The 15680-nt window shown below is 50.5% G+C and carries 13 protein-coding genes; 9 read left to right on the top strand and 4 right to left on the bottom strand.

Going from position 1 to position 15680, the window contains the following annotated elements; translation table 11 throughout:
- Positions 1-38: 38 nt before the first annotated feature.
- Complete coding sequence (gene yihA, locus G604_RS0102850; protein WP_028909230.1) at positions 39-635, bottom strand: ribosome biogenesis GTP-binding protein YihA/YsxC; 597 nt, start codon at positions 633-635, stop codon at positions 39-41.
- Between the two features lie 15 nt (positions 636-650).
- Complete coding sequence (gene radA, locus G604_RS0102845) at positions 651-2066, bottom strand: DNA repair protein RadA (RefSeq protein WP_028909229.1); 1416 nt, start codon at positions 2064-2066, stop codon at positions 651-653.
- An 80-nt stretch (positions 2067-2146) separates the two neighbouring features.
- On the opposite strand from radA, the gene G604_RS0102840 reads away from it, so the two are divergent.
- The 9 genes from G604_RS0102840 to dapA all read left to right on the top strand — a co-directional run bounded on the left by G604_RS0102840 (position 2147) and on the right by dapA (position 12985).
- Positions 2147-3040: an ABC transporter substrate-binding protein gene (locus G604_RS0102840; protein WP_028909228.1), complete on the top strand. Its 894-nt coding sequence runs from the start codon at positions 2147-2149 to the stop codon at positions 3038-3040.
- 10 nt (positions 3041-3050) lie between these two features.
- The gene (locus tag G604_RS0102835) at positions 3051-5261 is read left to right on the top strand and encodes a tetratricopeptide repeat protein (protein WP_410524362.1); all 2211 of its coding nucleotides are present in this window, start codon (positions 3051-3053) and stop codon (positions 5259-5261) included.
- A gap of 66 nt (positions 5262-5327) precedes the next feature.
- Positions 5328-6371, top strand: a complete 1044-nt coding sequence (gene mltG, locus G604_RS0102830) for an endolytic transglycosylase MltG (RefSeq protein ID WP_028909226.1) — start codon at positions 5328-5330, stop codon at positions 6369-6371.
- Positions 6372-6418: 47 nt separating this feature from the next.
- A complete protein-coding gene (locus G604_RS0102825) occupies positions 6419-7756 on the top strand; it encodes a DEAD/DEAH box helicase (RefSeq protein ID WP_036904417.1) in 1338 nt (445 codons plus the stop codon).
- A gap of 189 nt (positions 7757-7945) precedes the next feature.
- Positions 7946-9013, top strand: a complete 1068-nt coding sequence (gene serC / locus G604_RS0102820) for a 3-phosphoserine/phosphohydroxythreonine transaminase (protein WP_028909224.1) — start codon at positions 7946-7948, stop codon at positions 9011-9013.
- 66 nt (positions 9014-9079) lie between these two features.
- Positions 9080-9997 carry an NAD(P)-dependent oxidoreductase gene (locus tag G604_RS0102815; RefSeq protein ID WP_028909223.1) on the top strand — a complete coding sequence of 306 codons (918 nt, stop codon included), beginning with the start codon at positions 9080-9082 and terminating at the stop codon, positions 9995-9997.
- A 120-nt stretch (positions 9998-10117) separates the two neighbouring features.
- Positions 10118-11365 carry a DUF1015 domain-containing protein gene (locus tag G604_RS0102810; protein ID WP_028909222.1) on the top strand — a complete coding sequence of 416 codons (1248 nt, stop codon included), beginning with the start codon at positions 10118-10120 and terminating at the stop codon, positions 11363-11365.
- A 31-nt stretch (positions 11366-11396) separates the two neighbouring features.
- On the top strand, positions 11397-11996 hold the full coding sequence (locus G604_RS0102805) for an IMPACT family protein (RefSeq protein ID WP_028909221.1): 600 nt from the start codon (positions 11397-11399) through the stop codon (positions 11994-11996).
- 101 nt (positions 11997-12097) lie between these two features.
- Entirely contained in the window at positions 12098-12985 is an 888-nt protein-coding gene (dapA, locus tag G604_RS0102800) for a 4-hydroxy-tetrahydrodipicolinate synthase (protein WP_028909220.1), read from the top strand.
- Positions 12986-13115: 130 nt separating this feature from the next.
- On the opposite strand, the gene G604_RS0102795 is transcribed toward dapA, so the two are convergent.
- Complete coding sequence (locus tag G604_RS0102795) at positions 13116-13751, bottom strand: DedA family protein (protein ID WP_028909219.1); 636 nt, start codon at positions 13749-13751, stop codon at positions 13116-13118.
- 56 nt (positions 13752-13807) lie between these two features.
- Positions 13808-15529 (bottom strand): glutamine--tRNA ligase/YqeY domain fusion protein, encoded by a 1722-nt coding sequence (locus G604_RS0102790; protein ID WP_028909218.1) that lies wholly within the window; start codon positions 15527-15529, stop codon positions 13808-13810.
- Positions 15530-15680: the final 151 nt, after the last annotated feature.

Raw genomic sequence — 15680 nt, 5'->3', positions numbered from 1 at the left:
CCTACAAAAGGATCAATGAATTTTTTCCAAACTTATCCTTATAATTTTTTTAGGATGCTATCGATATAATCGAGCACTTCGTCCCGCCCGGTCTTTTTCTCCGACGACGTGATGAAATAGGGTGGGAGCGTCTCCCAGCGGTCTTTGAGCGCGTCCATCCATTTCGTGGCATTCTCCTTAGCCTTCACGCGACCGAGCTTGTCGGCCTTGGTGAAGATGATGGAGAAGGGGACACTGCTCTCACCAAGCCAGTCGACGAACTCGCGGTCGATCTTCTGTTGCTCATGGCGGATATCGATGAGGACGAAGACATTCACGAGTTGCTCGCGCTGGAGGATATACCCCGTAATCATCTGTTCCAGTTTCTGCTGAACGGACTTGCTGCGTTTGGCGAAACCATAGCCCGGCAGGTCGACGAGATACCACTCGTTGTTGATAATGAAGTGGTTGATAAGCAACGTCTTACCCGGCGTGGCTGAAGTCTTTGCGAGCTTCTTGTTGTTGCAGAGCATATTGATGAGGCTCGACTTGCCAACATTGGAACGGCCGATGAAGGCAAACTCGGGCTTGTTGTCCTTGGGACACATACTCTCACGCGGAGCGGAGAGCGTGAAGGCAGCTTTCTTGATTTCCATTTTTTGTAATTGTTTTTATCCGAAGAGCAGGCGGAGGGCTTCCTCTACTTTCCTGACACTGTGAATCTCTATCTGATAGCGATGAGTGTCTACGCCCCGGAGATTATATTTCGGAATGATGATATGGGAGAAGCCGAGTTTCTCAGCCTCGGCAATACGCTGTTCGATACGACTTACCGGCCTGACCTCACCGCTCAGTCCCACTTCGCCGGCCATGCACCAGCCCGTCTCAATGGCCGTGTCGACATTGCTCGAGAGGACAGCGGCGATGACGCTGAGATCCATGGCAAGATCAGTGACATGGAGGCCGCCGGCAATGTTGAGGAACACATCCTTCTGCATGAGTTTGAAGCCTACCCGTTTCTCCAATACGGCCAGCAGCATGTTCAACCGCCGCTGGTCGAAGCCCGTGGCCACGCGCTGCGGCGTGCCGTAGGCTGCCGTCGACACGAGGGCCTGCGTCTCCACAAGGAAGGGCCTTACACCCTCGATGGCTGCCGTGATGGCGACGCCGGAGAGGCCGTCGTGCTCCTCGGAGAGCAACAGTTCCGAGGGATTCGTCACCTGGCGGAGCCCGTTCTGTTCCATCTCGTAGATGCCCAGTTCTGATGTCGAGCCGAAGCGGTTCTTGATACTCCGGAGAATGCGGTACATATAGTGTTTATCGCCCTCAAATTGAATAACGGTGTCGACGATATGCTCAAGGATTTTCGGACCGGCGAGTGTTCCCTCCTTATTAATGTGTCCGATGAGGATCACGGGGATGCCGCTCGTCTTGGCGAAGCGCAGCAGGGATGCGGCACATTCGCGTACCTGTGATACGCTGCCCGGACTTGTCTCCACGGCCTCCGTGGAGATCGTCTGGATGGAGTCGATGACGACGAGCTGTGGCTTCACGGTCTCGATCTGCGTGAAGATCTTCTCCAGGCTCGTCTCACAGAGGATGGAGATGTTCTCTCCCTGGTCGGGACAGAGACGGTCGGCACGCATCTTGATCTGATGGGCACTCTCCTCGCCACTGACATAGAGTACCTGCAGATCGGGCAGGTGGAGAATGGTCTGCAGCGTCAGCGTACTCTTGCCAATGCCCGGCTCGCCACCGAGCAGCGTGATGCTCCCGGGAACGAGGCCGCCGCCGAGGACGCGGTTGAACTCAGCGTCGTGGAGGTCCAGGCGTGGCAGGTCCTCAGTGGAGATGTCGCGCAGCCGTTGTGGGCGGGCTTCGTTCGACGCCATTCCGCCGAAGAGGGCCGCGGCCCCGCCATGGCGGACATTGAGAGCGGCGTTGCGGGCTGCCGTCGATCCGCTGTCGTTGGCAATACGCAGTTCCTTGAAAGTGTTCCACTGTCCGCAACTCGGACATTTGCCGAGCCATTTCTGTGATTCTTGTCCGCAGTTGGAACAGACATACACGATTTTATCTTTAGCCATACCTGATTTTTTCTGAAGTAAGTGCACAAAATTACAAATTTCTTTCCGAATGACAAAATAAAATATTACTTTTGCAGTCAATGAAGAAAATCCTCTATTTCGTCATCCTCGTCATGACGCTTGCCGCCTGCGGTCAGAGCTATGATCAGAAGCGGCGCCTCACGAAAGCTGAGCGGCGCCAGCAGGACAGCATCGACAGTGCATCGTTGAAAATTGGTGTGTTGCCGACACTGGACTGTCTGCCTCTGTTCATCGCACAGGACGACAGTCTCTTCAAGGCAGTCGGCGTCACGGTACATCTGAAACCCTTCACGGCGCAGCTGGACTGTGACACAGCCCTTATCCGCGGTCGTGTGGAAGGGACCATCACTGACCTCGTGCGTGCTGAGCGTCTGCGCCATGCCGGCATCGCTTTGGAATATCCGATCGCTACCAACACTTATTGGCAGCTGTTGTCGAATCGTACGGCCCGTATTCATGAGCTCAAGCAGCTCAGTGACAAAATGGTGGCCATTGCTCCCTTCTCCGCCACTGACCGTCTGGCTTCTATCGCCATCACCCTCGGCCGTCCGAAATATGACGTCTATAAGATTACGGTCAATGATGTCCTTGTACGGCTGAAGATGTTGCAGAACAACGAGATGGACGCTATGCTGCTCACGGAGCCACAGGCTACTACTGCGCGGCTGATGGGCAGCACGCTGCTCCTTGACAGCAGAAAGCAGGATCTCCACTGGGGTGTATTCGCTTTCCGAAAGTCGAAGATGGATGCCACGCGTCGTAAGCAGTTGGCACTGATGATCAAGGCCTACAACCAAGCTGTCGACAGTATCCGTCGCCATGGCCTGCAGTATTATGGCCCGATCATTCAGAAATATTGTAAGGCAGATGCTCAGACGGTGAAGGCTTTGCCGAAAATAGAGTTTAACTATGCCGTTGCTCCCGAGCCGGCAGATATCAAACGTGCACAATAGTATGGATTTGGTGATTAATCAAATGCTGAAACCTTTCCTCATCGACGAAGACCTCACCACGGGGCTCAATGCTCTTGAGGAGGTGAAGAAAAAATATCCCTATCTGAATGAGGATGGGGAGATCGCTGCCATCCGACAGGATTATAAGCTCCTCCTTGACTATATGGATAAGAATGTGAAGGATCCGGAGCGCCAGAAGTTCTATGCTTCTTTCTGTCAGCGTGGAGCGCGGGTGGCATCGTCTTTCTATCATCAGGTCTTACTTCATGATAATGCGTCTTTCCGCCAGGCAAAGGAGCGCGTGGCCCATATCAATTTCCGTCCGGAGAGCGTACGCCACTCTCTGGAGGATTTTGTCGCTGATGTTGCCATGCTAGAACTTGAAAGCCCGGAGGAACGCCAAAAAAAGTCAGAAGAAATCTATACGAAGCACCAGCATCAGCTCTCGTTGCTCTTCGATCATATCCTCGTCAGTCCGCTGTGGGATGAGGAGACGGAGAGTTTCTATGACTCTCTGCTGACTTCTCCGACCATCGACAGCCGTGATGCTTGTCTGCTCGTGAGCGCCATCATGCTCGCCTGTATGAACTGTTTTGATGTCCGCAAGTGGCTGGCATTGACAACGGTCTATGAGAAAGCTAATGATGAGGCACTGCGCCAGCGGGCCTTCGTGGGTTGGGTCTTCGCCCTTTCCCCATTGAAGGATTATGTGTATCCGACAGTACGGCATCGTCTTAACGAACTCTTCATGGATCCTGCGTTGCCAACGGAACTGCTCTATTTCCAGGAACAATATTATTTCTGTATCTCAGCCGGTGAAGATGGTGCGAAGATCCGGAAGAATATTATACCCGGAGTGATGCAGAATGCGCAGTTTGATGTGACGCCGAATGGCGTGAAAGAGAAGGAAGACGATGAGTTGGAGGGTATCCTTCATCCCGAGGCTGCCGACGAGAAGATGGAAAACATGGAGAAAGCCATGGGTAAAATCTCTTCCATGGCAAAAGAAGGCCGCGATATCTATTTCGGCGGCTTCTCCCAGATGAAGCGTTTCGGCTTTTTCTATACTCTGAGCAACTGGTTCGTGCCTTTCTACCTCGAGCATCCTGATTTGAAGGCGGTGCATGAGAAGGTGGGGGATAGCTCGTTCCTGCAGAATCTTGATGCCATCGGACCGTTCTGTGACAGTGACAAATATAGCTTTGCTCTGGCTATGATGACTGTCATAGACCGGCTGCCGGAAGATGTACGCAATATGATGAAGCATACTGATCTCTCCATGATTGGTGAGATGAAGGGCATCGACAGTAAGAGCGGTGCCTATCTGCGTCGTTCCTATTTGCAGGATTTGTTCCGCTTTTACTTGTTATATTCCAACAAGCTGGATTTCGTCTCTCCTTTCCTTTACGATCTTAATGACGATGAGGAGATAGAAAATACGTTCCCGTTCTGTAACATCGTATTCCAGGAGACGCCTTTGAAGAAAGAGGTTATGCCTCTTGTCAACTTCCTGTTGAAACATAAGGAATATTATCTAGCAGCACGGGTGCTGGAGTACTGGGAGAGCATGTTGGAAAGTACGGATTTCCACCTTGCCTACGGTTATTGCCTCCATGTCCTTGGTAAGAATGAGCAGGCTTATGATAACCTCATCACTGCTGAGGCCTTATCGCCGGAGAGCCATGATGTCTGCAAACTGCTTGGCGAGGTTTCTTATGAACTGAATATCTGGCCGAAAGCCTATGAATGTTATCACCAACTCACAGAGTGGTATCCCCACAATTGGCGCTACTCGTTGAAACTCGCTGTCTCTGAGATGGAGATGGGGCAGTTTGATGATGCGCTGCAGCGCCTCTACCAGCTTGATTTTGAACATGAGAACGAGCCGCGGATCATGAGTGAGCTGGCATGGGTGCTTCTGCATGTCAAAAAGACAGATGAGGCCCGGAAAACCTATGACCGTCTTTTCAAGACGGGACATAAAGATTCGGAGGATATTGCTAATTATGCCTATACATTCTGGTTCTCGGGAGAATATCACGCAGCAGCCAACCTCTTCCGCAGCTATCTCAAGGCAGTGAAAGGGACAAGTGATGATCTTGAGTCAAAGGGAAAGGGCGCCACGTTGATTCGTATCTTCCATGATGACCAGCGGCTGATGGATATCTATCATATCTCTTGGCAGCAGATGTGTGCCATGAGAGATCTGACTATGTTGTAGCTCACAAAAGAATATTATAGTTCGCAATGAAATATTAAAGTTCGCAATAGAAAATAGTTTTTTAAAATGAAACGCAATGCAAAGATTTGGGTGGGTGCCGTTGTGGCCTGCCTGCTCTTTATCCTCGGATGGGGATATTTCTATTTCTTCAGTGATTTCTCCAAAGAGAAACATACGGTGTACGTATATATCGACCCTGACGACAATATCGACTCCGTCTATGCCAAGGTGCGTCACTATGCCACGGAGCATAGCTATCATGCCTTTAAGACGTTGGCCCGCCATTTCGATTATGCCGATCATATCCGTACCGGCCGGTATGCCATCAAGGACGGCCAGGGCGCGCTCGTCATCTTCCGCCATTTCCGCAACGGACAACAGGAACCGGTGGATCTGACCATCCCCAGCTGTCGTACGCTCGGTGATCTCGCCGCTGCCGTGAGCAGTAAGCTGATGATCGATGAGGAGGAGCTCTATGACTCTCTGACGAGTGAGGCTACTTGTCAGCGGCTCGGTTATGACACCGCCACAATCTACTGTCTCTTCATTCCGAACACCTATGATATCTACTGGAACACGTCGATCTCGAAGTTCCTCGACCGTATGAAGACGGAGAATAAGAAGTTCTGGAATTTCAACCGTACGGAGAAGGCCCGCGCCATGCGTCTTTCTCCCGAGGAGGTGACGACGCTCGCCAGTATCGTTGATGAGGAGACGGCCAACGACCACGAGAAGCCGATGATCGCTGGTATGTATTATAACCGTCTGATGCTTCGCAGTGCCAAATATCCTGACGGCATGCCGTTGCAGGCAGATCCTACCATCAAGTTTGCCTGGCACCGGTTTGATCTGAAGCGTATCTATCAGAACTTGCTGTTCATTAACAGTCCGTATAACACGTATAAGAATCCCGGTCTGCCCCCAGGGCCTATCCGTATCCCGACGGTTGCCGGTATTGATGCCGTGCTGAATCATGTGCATCACGATTATCTCTATATGTGCGCCAACTCTGACTTCAGTGGTACGCATGTCTTCGCCCGTACGTATGAGGAGCATCTGCAGAATGCGAAGAAATACAGTGAGGCGCTCGACCAGCGCGGCATTAAATAAGTAGGGACATGATTATCATGTTCCGCAATATATAATAAGGTGTAACTATGCAGGCAGACATCAATCAGATTATCAATAAACTACAGATCACGCCCAACGGCATGCAAGAGGAGGCTATCCATGCCATCTTGCATACGGGCAAGGACGTTGTCGTACTCTCGCCGACAGGATCGGGAAAGACGCTGGCTTACCTCTTGCCGTTGTCTCAGCTCCTGGATGCTGATGATGACCAGCCGCAGGCTGTCGTTATCACGCCGGGACGCGAACTGGCCTTGCAGAGTGCTACGGTCTTTAAGGATATGGGCACAGGACTGCGTGCGATGGCTGTCTATGGCGGCCGTCCTACCATGGAGGAACATCGTGTCCTTCGTGATGTCCGTCCGCAGCTCGTCTTTGGCACGCCGGGACGTCTCAACGATCATCTCGACAAGGGCAATCTCTCTGCTGATCATGTGCGCTATCTCATCATTGATGAGTTTGACAAATGTCTGGAGATGGGATTCCAGGACGAGATGCACGAACTGATCAATAAGCTCTACCGTGTAGATCGTCATATCCTCCTCAGTGCTACTGATGCTGCGGAGATTCCATCGTTCCTTCATCTGCGGGAAAAGCAGGATATGGTGCGTGTGGATTTCCTCGATCATGAGGAACAGGTGCCGGACCGCGTCACTGTCTATGCCGTTCATTCTCCCGAAAAGGATAAGTTGGGAACCTTACGCAACCTCCTCTTGAATTTTGGGGAGGAGAGCAGCATCGTGTTCCTGAACTACCGGGAAAGCGTTGAGCGCGTCGATAACTTCCTACGGGAGGCAGGCTTCACGACATCGGCTTTTCATGGCGGTCTGGATCAGAAAGCCCGTGAACAAGCATTGTATAAGTTTTCCAATGGTTCCGCTAATGTCCTTGTGGCTACCGATCTGGCCAGTCGTGGCCTCGATATCCCTTCTGTAGACCATATCATCCATTATCACCTTCCGGAGAGTGAGGATGGCTATATCCATCGCGTAGGACGTACTGCCCGTTGGCAGGCGACAGGAAACACCTTCTTCCTCCTCTCCGATGGTGAGCAGATCCCAGCTTATGTTGATGCTGCTGTCGAGGACTTTGCGTTGGAAGAACAGCCTATCGATCGTAAGCCTTCGGCTCCGCGGATGGCAACCGTCTATATCGGCAAGGGAAAGAAGGATAAGATCTCTAAAGGTGACATCCTTGGTTTCCTCTGTAAGAAAGGCGGACTGAAAGGATCCGAGATCGGACGTATCGATGTGAAGGACCGTTACTGTTATGCCGCCGTTAGCCGTCCTCGCTTGCATGCGCTGCTCCGCCAAGTTCAGGGTGAGAAGATCAAAGGCATCAAAACGGTTGTTGAGGAGATCAAATAGCTATGCTGGTGATGAGGCTTTCGAAATAACTTTGTTTCGGAAAATAAATAATTATACGAGAAATCAATTATGAATTGGTTGAAAACGTGTGAAAACCGTAAATAATTGCAGAAATATTTGCACAATTCTCGAAAAATGTGTAATTTCGCAGCAGAATCTTTCAAGTAAAACCTTTAAATAAACATTCAGATGAAGAAGTATAACTTTAATGCAGGTCCTTCAATGCTTCCCCGTGAAGTCATTGAGAATACGGCTAAGCAGATTTTGGATTTCAATGGCAGTGGTCTTTCCCTCATGGAGATCTCTCACCGTGCCAAAGACTTCCAGCCCGTTGTCGACGAGGCAGTAGCGCTGATCAAGGAATTGCTCGACATTCCGGAGGGCTATTCTGTCATCTTCCTTGGTGGCGGTGCTTCCCTGCAGTTCATGCAGATCCCTGCTAACTTCCTGATCAAGAAGGCCGGTTATGTCAACTCCGGTACATGGGCTAAGAAGGCCATGAAGGAAGCTAAGCATTTCGGCGAGGTCGTAGAGGTCGCTTCTTCGGCTGATGACAACTATACCCATCTGCCTAAGGGATATACGATCCCAGCAGATCTCGACTACCTCCATATCTGTACGAACAATACCATCTTCGGAACGGAGCTTCGTAAGGATATTGACTCTCCCGTGCCTTTGATCGCGGATATGAGTTCTGATATCATGAGTCGTCCTGTTGATGTCTCTAAGTATAAGGCTATCTATGCGGGCGCTCAGAAGAACATGGCTATGGCCGGTGTCACCGTTATCATCGTGAAAGATGATGAGCTTGGCAAGAGTGGCCGTGACCTGCCGACGATGATCGACTACCGTACGCATGTTGAGAAGGGCTCTATGTTCAATACGCCGCCTGTAGTACCTATCTATTCTCTTCTGGAGACCATGCGCTGGTGCAAGGCCCAGGGTGGTGTGAAGGAGATGGACCGTCGCGCTCATGAGCGTGCACGTATCGTCTATGACGAGATTGACCGCAACAAGCTCTTCCGCGGTACTGTCGCTACGGAGGATCGTTCCCTCATGAACCTCTGCTTCGTGATGAACGATGAATATAAGGATCTCGAAAAGCCGTTCCTTGACTTCGCTACCGAGCGTGGCATGGTCGGCATCAAGGGTCATCGTAGTGTCGGTGGTTTCCGCGCTTCTTGTTATAACGCTCAGACGCTGGAGGGTGTCAATGCCCTCGTACAGTGCATGAAGGACTTTGAGGCCCAGCACTAATTTTTCCTTCAGTGGAGGGGTGGCTGCCATGTTGCGACCATCCCAAAAAATTAAAACCAACAAAAAATGAAAGTATTAGTAGCTACTGTTAAGCCATTTGCTCCCGCTGCTTTGGAAGGGATCAAGAAAGAACTCCAGGCTGCCGGTCACGAGGTCGTCGTCCTGGAGAAATATGCAGACCAAGCCGCTCTTCAGGCTGCTGTGAAGGATGTCGACGCGATGATCGTTCGTTCCGATAAAATCGACCGTGACGTCATCAATGCTGCTCCGCAGTTGAAGATCGTCGTCCGTGCCGGTGCCGGTTATGACTCCATCGATACTGCCTACGCCAAGGAGAAGAATATCGTTGTAGAGAATACGCCGGGCCAGAATGCCAATGCCGTGGCCGAACTTGTCTTCGGTCTCCTCGTCTATACCGTCCGTAACTTCTATAATGGAAAGGCCGGTACGGAGCTGAAGGGTAAGAAACTCGGTATCCTCGCCTTCGGTAATGTCGGTCGTAACGTTGCACGCATCGCCAAGGGCTTCGGAATGGACGTCTATGCCTTCGATGCCTATTGCCCTGCCAATGTCATTGAAGAGGCCGGTGTCCATGCTGTAAAGAGTCAGGATGATCTCTTCAAGACTTGTGATATCGTTTCCCTCCATATCCCTGCTACACCGGAGACAAAGGAGAGTATCAACTACAAGACCGTTAACCAGTTGGAGAAGGGGGGCATCCTCATCAATACGGCCCGTAAGGAGGTCATTAATGAGCCGGAACTGATCAAACTCCTTCAGGACCGTCCTGATCTCAAATATATCACGGATATCAAGCCTGATGCTGACGCAGAGTTCAAGCAGTTTGAAGGCCGCTATTTCTCTACGCCGAAGAAGATGGGCGCGCAGACAGCTGAGGCCAATACCAATGCCGGTATGGCTGCTGCCCGTCAGATCAACGCCTTCTTCAAGGATGGATGCACGAAATTCCAGGTGAACAAATAATTAAAGGTAAAAAAGTAAAGAAGAAGAATTAAACGTAGGGATTCCTCACCTTTAGTGGTGAGTCCACACCCAAAGTTTACTTTTTTACTTTTTTACTTCTTTACTTTTAAACTTATATCTATGGCTACGATAAAACCTTTCAAGGGCTTACGCCCACCCCGTGAGTTAGTGGAGAAAGTGGAGTGTCGCCCTTATGATGTATTAGACTCCGATGAAGCACGGGCAGAAGCGGGTGATAACGCCATGAGCTTCTACCATGTCATCAAACCCGAAATTAATTTTCCAGAGAAGATTGCGGAGGATGATCCCCGTGTCTATGAGAATGGTGCTGCCACCTTCCGTGATTTTATCCGTCGTGGCTGGCTTGTTCAGGACAAGGATGATCATTACTATCTCTATGCTCAGACAATGGGCAGTAAGACCCAGTATGGTCTCGTCGTTGCCGCTTCTGTTGAAGATTATCTTCGTGGCGTCATCAAGAAGCATGAGTTGACGCGTAAGAGTAAGGAGGAAGACCGTATGCGACAGGTGGAAGCATGTGATGCGAATACCGGTCCCGCTTTCTTTGCTTATCCTGATGATCCCGTCCTTGACAAACTCATCGCCCGTTATGCCGCCTTGGTACCGGAATATGATTTCATTGCTCCGCAGGATGGCTTCCGTCATCAGTTTTGGGTGATTAGTGATCCCCGCGACTTACAGATCATTACGGAGGAGTTCGCGAAGATGCCGTCGCTTTATATCGCCGATGGCCATCACCGTAGCGCTGCCGCTGCCCGTGTTGGTGCTGAACGTGCCCGTCGTGATCCCCATCATACCGGTAAGGAGGAATATAATTATTTCATGGCGGTCTGTTTCCCGGCCAGTCAACTGACGATTCTCGACTACAATCGTGTCGTCCGTGATCTCAACGGTATGACGGCAGATGCTTTCCTCCAGGCTTTGGAGAAGAACTTCATCGTGGAGAAGAAGGGCGAGGAGATCTTTAAGCCTGCCCGGCTCCATGAGTTCTCACTTTATCTGGATGGTTGTTGGTATGCACTCACGGCACGGAAGGGGACTTATGATGATCAGGATCCTATCGGTGTCCTCGACGTCGATATTTCCAGTCGGCTGATTCTCGACGAACTGATGGGCATCAAGGATCTTCGCAGTGACGACCGTATCGATTTCGTCGGTGGTCTCCGTGGCCTCGAGGAACTGAAGCGTCGTGTCGACAGTGGTGAGATGCGCTGGGCCTTGGCACTCTATCCCGTCACCATGAAACAGATTATGGATATTGCCGATAGTGGAAAGATTATGCCGCCGAAGGCTACGTGGTTTGAACCGAAACTACGCAGTGGACTGGTGGTACATCTCTTGGATTAATGCTGTTATCGGATTGAAGGAAATAGATTGAATGGATAGTGATCAGTATCTCACACTCTCAGAAGGACAACGGGGCGAGGGGACTTACTCGGAGAAAAGGAGTAAGTTCCTCGCCTTCGCTCATCATGTGTCATCCTTGGAGGAGATAAAAAGTATTTTGGCCGACTATCGGAAAAAATATTATGATGCCCGACATGTCTGTTATGCTTATATGCTGGGCCCGGACCATCAGGAATTCCGTGCTAATGACGATGGAGAACCGTCGTCAACAGCGGGTAAGCCCATTCTCGGACAGATCAATTCCCGTGAGTTGACAGATGTTCTCGTTGTCGTTGTCAGATATTATGGTGGGGTGAATCTCGGTACGGGGGGCTTGATCGTTGCCTATCGTACGGCCGCAGCAGCGGCTCTCGATGATGCGAAGACCGAGCAACGAACGATAGAAGAGCAGGTGACTTATCATTTCTCTTATCCGATGATGAATGGGGTCATGCGACTCGTCAAAGACATGAACTTGCGTATCGTCAGTCAGCAATTTGACAATACTTGTTCTATTGTCCTCGCTGTCCGTCGCCGTGATGCTGACTTGCTCAGAAAGCGTTTGGAACAACTGGATTTTACTGATTTGTAAGGAAAAAAACTAAACGATAGAAAAAAGAACCCGTATCTCTTTGCAATGTGAAAGAAAAATTGTAATTTTGCTGCGGAATTCGAAATAAATATTACGACTTGATTATGCAGAATATTTTTAAAGGACTCGGTATCGCCCTGATTACCCCGTTCACTCAGGATGGCGAAGTAGACTATCAAGCTCTCAAGCGACTTGTTGAATACCAGATTGAAAACGGTGCAGATTTTCTCTGTATCCTTGCTACAACAGGAGAAGCTCCCTGTCTGACACGGGAAGAGAAAGACAAGATCACGGACCTCGTGAAGGAGGTCAACCATGGCCGTATCAAGATCCTGAAATACTGCGGCGGCAACAATACGCGTGCCGTCATTGATGAGATCAAGTCGACGGACTGGTCAGGCATTGACGGTATCTTAAGCATTTGTCCTTATTATAATAAACCGTCGCAGGAAGGTCTCTATCAGCATTTCAAGGCGATTGCCTCCGTCAGTCCGCTGCCTCTCGTGCTCTATAATGTGCCGGGACGTACGGGTGTGAATATGAAGGCTGAGACGACCGTTCGTCTGGCTAAGGACTTCCCGAATATTGTTGCCGTCAAGGAGGCCAGTGGCTCATTGGAGCAGGTTGATGAGATTATCAAGAACAAGCCCGACAATTTTGATGTCATCAGTGGTGATGACGCCCTGACATTCTCCATGGTTGCCAGTGGTGCCGCCGGTGTCATCTCCGTGATCGGTAATGCCCTGCCGAAGGAGTTTAGTCGGATGATCCGTCTGGAGTTCAACGGAGAGTATGAGCCGGCCCGGAAAATCCACCACATGTTTACGGAACTCTATAAGCTCCTCTTCGTCGATGGTAATCCTGCTGGTGCGAAAGCCCTGCTCAACGATATGGGCTTTATCGAGAATGTCCTCCGTCTGCCCCTCGTCCCCACAACAATCAAGACGAAGGAGCGTATGGCGGAGATCCTTAAGGAACTCAGAATATAATATCAGCAAACAGAGCGTTTTTTAAGACATAGTAAAACAACAAAGTAAAACAACAAAAAAGGTCATCCGCAGCAATGCAGATGGCCTTTTTATTTATTTTCCATTATCTATTCTCCATTCTCCATTATTATTAATCATAGATTTTCCGTTGTCTTTGGATATACCAACGAACCACATAATAAAGGACGGCGATGACGACGGCCAGAATAATGACGAATTTGATATATTCCGCATATTCGGCAATCTTGTCGTTGAGCTGTGACTCGGGGACAACGGAATGGAGATACCAGCCAAGGGCCGCAAGAATACAGTTCCATGTGCCTGCGCCGATGGTGGTGTACAGGATGAAGTAACCGTAGTGCATCTTACTCATGCCGGCGGGGATAGAGATGAGGTGGCGGATACCGGGGATGAGACGCCCCGTTAGGGTAGCCACGGCACCGTGGTTGTAGAAATATTTCTCACTCTTCTCTACCTTCTCCTGGTTGAGCATACACAGATGTCCCCAACGGCTGTTGGCGAACCGGTAGATGATGGGTCTACCGAGATAATGTCCGGCGGCATAGTTGATACTTGCTCCTAGATCGGCGCCAAGGGTAGCCACAAGAATGATCAGCCAGACATCGAGGTTTCCGGCGGCGGCATGATAGGCGGCGGGGGAGACGACAAACTCTGAGGGAACCGGAATGACGGTACTCTCCAGCAGCATGAGGATGAATACCGTATAGTAATTCAGGTTCTGCAATAATGTTGATAATATTCCCATAATCTTAAATCCCCTCCCTGGCAATAGGATGGGAGGGAGGGGATGGATAGTTGTTGTTATTTCTTCTGTTGTTTGGCCCAGGTATCTTTCAGACCAACGGTCTTGTTGAATACCGGCTTCTCGGCTGTGCCATCGGGATCAGCCATGAAGTATCCGATACGCTGGAACTGCAGATATTCGCCCGGCTTCTTTGTTGCGGCAAAATTCTCCACGTAGCAGTTGTCATAGACCTTCATGGAGTCCGGATTGAGGAGTTCACGGAAGTCACGCTCGTCAGCGGAGGGATTCTCTACATTGAAGAGGCGGTCGTAGACACGTACCTCACTCTTCACGCAGTGGTCGCAGCTGACCCAGTGGAGCGTTCCTTTGACCTTGCGGTTGGCGCCTTCCATGCCACTCTTGGAGGTCGGATCGTATTCTGCCTGGATCTCCGTGATCTTACCGTCGGCATCTTTCGTACAACCCGTACATTTCACGATGTACGCATTCTTCAGACGGACTTCCTTGCCGGGAGTCATGCGGAAGAACTTCTTCGGCGCGTCCTCCATGAAGTCGGCACGCTCAATCCAGAGGTTGCGGGAGAACGTGATCTTGTGACTTCCTGCCGTCTCGTCCTCCGGATTATTGATAGCCTCCATCTCTTCGGTCTGACCCTCAGGATAGTTCGTAATAACGAGTTTCACGGGATCAAGGACGGCACTGACACGTGTGGCTTTCTTGTTCAGATCCTCACGGACGGCTGCCTCCAGAAGAGCCATGTCGTTGAGGGCATCGAACTTCGTATAACCGATGGAGTCGATGAAGTTACGGATACTCTCGGGGGAGTAGCCACGGCGGCGCATACCGCAGAGCGTCGGCATACGGGGATCATCCCATCCTCTGACGAGGTGCTCGTCGACGAGGGTATGGAGCTTACGCTTGGACATCACGGTATAGGTGAGGTTCAGACGGTTGAACTCAATCTGTCGCGGACGGTTGTCGTTGAGGTTGTCGGCCGTACCGTCATACTCCTTAAGGAAGTCAATGAACTTATTATACAGCGGACGGTGGGGAACGAACTCCAGTGTACAGATGGAGTGGGTGACACCCTCGAAATAGTCGCTCTGTCCGTGGGCGAAGTCATACATCGGATAGCAATGCCATTTTGTGCCCGTACGATGGTGCGGCGTCTGGATAATACGATAGATGATCGGATCACGGAAATGCATGTTGTCGTTGGCCATATCGAGCTTGGCGCGCAGCACCATACTTCCCTCGACAGCCTCCGGCGTATTCATCTGACGGAACAAGCGGAGATTCTCTTCCACGGGACGGTCACGATAGGGCGACGGCGTACCGGGCGTCGTCGGCGTGCCTTTCTGCTCGGCGATCTGCTCAGCTGTCTGCTCGTCGACATAGGCATGACCATTCTCAATCATCCAGATGGCGAAGTCCCAGAGTTTCTGGAAATAGTCGGAGGCATAATAGATATGTCCCCATTTGAAGCCGAGCCACTGGATATCGTGGAGGATATTCTCTACATATTCGTTGTTCTCCTTACTCGGGTTAGTGTCATCGAAACGGAGGTTGCAGACACCATGATATTTCTCGGCGACGCCGAAGTCCATGCAGATGGCCTTGGCGTGACCGATATGGAGATAGCCGTTCGGCTCCGGGGGGAAACGGGTCTGAATACGTCCACCGTTCTTTCCTTCGGCGAGGTCTTCCTCGACGAGTTGCTCGACGAAGCTCAAGCTTTTCTTCTCTTCTTTCGGAGTTTCTAATTCTTCTTTCGACATAGTTTAATATCTTTTTCGTCAAATATTTTCGTCAAATCTTTTTTGCCAAATATGTTTTTTATCAATTATGCTGCAAAGGTACGAGAAAATGCTCGAATTTCCAAAATATATGTTTTTAAACATGCGAAAAAAATTGCATCTTTGGCAAAAA

The sequence above is a fragment of the Prevotella sp. AGR2160 genome (genome assembly GCF_000424185.1).
Taxonomy (GTDB): domain Bacteria; phylum Bacteroidota; class Bacteroidia; order Bacteroidales; family Bacteroidaceae; genus Prevotella.
Note: the sequence above shows the minus strand (reverse complement) of the source record. Positions and strands in the feature narration are given on the sequence as shown.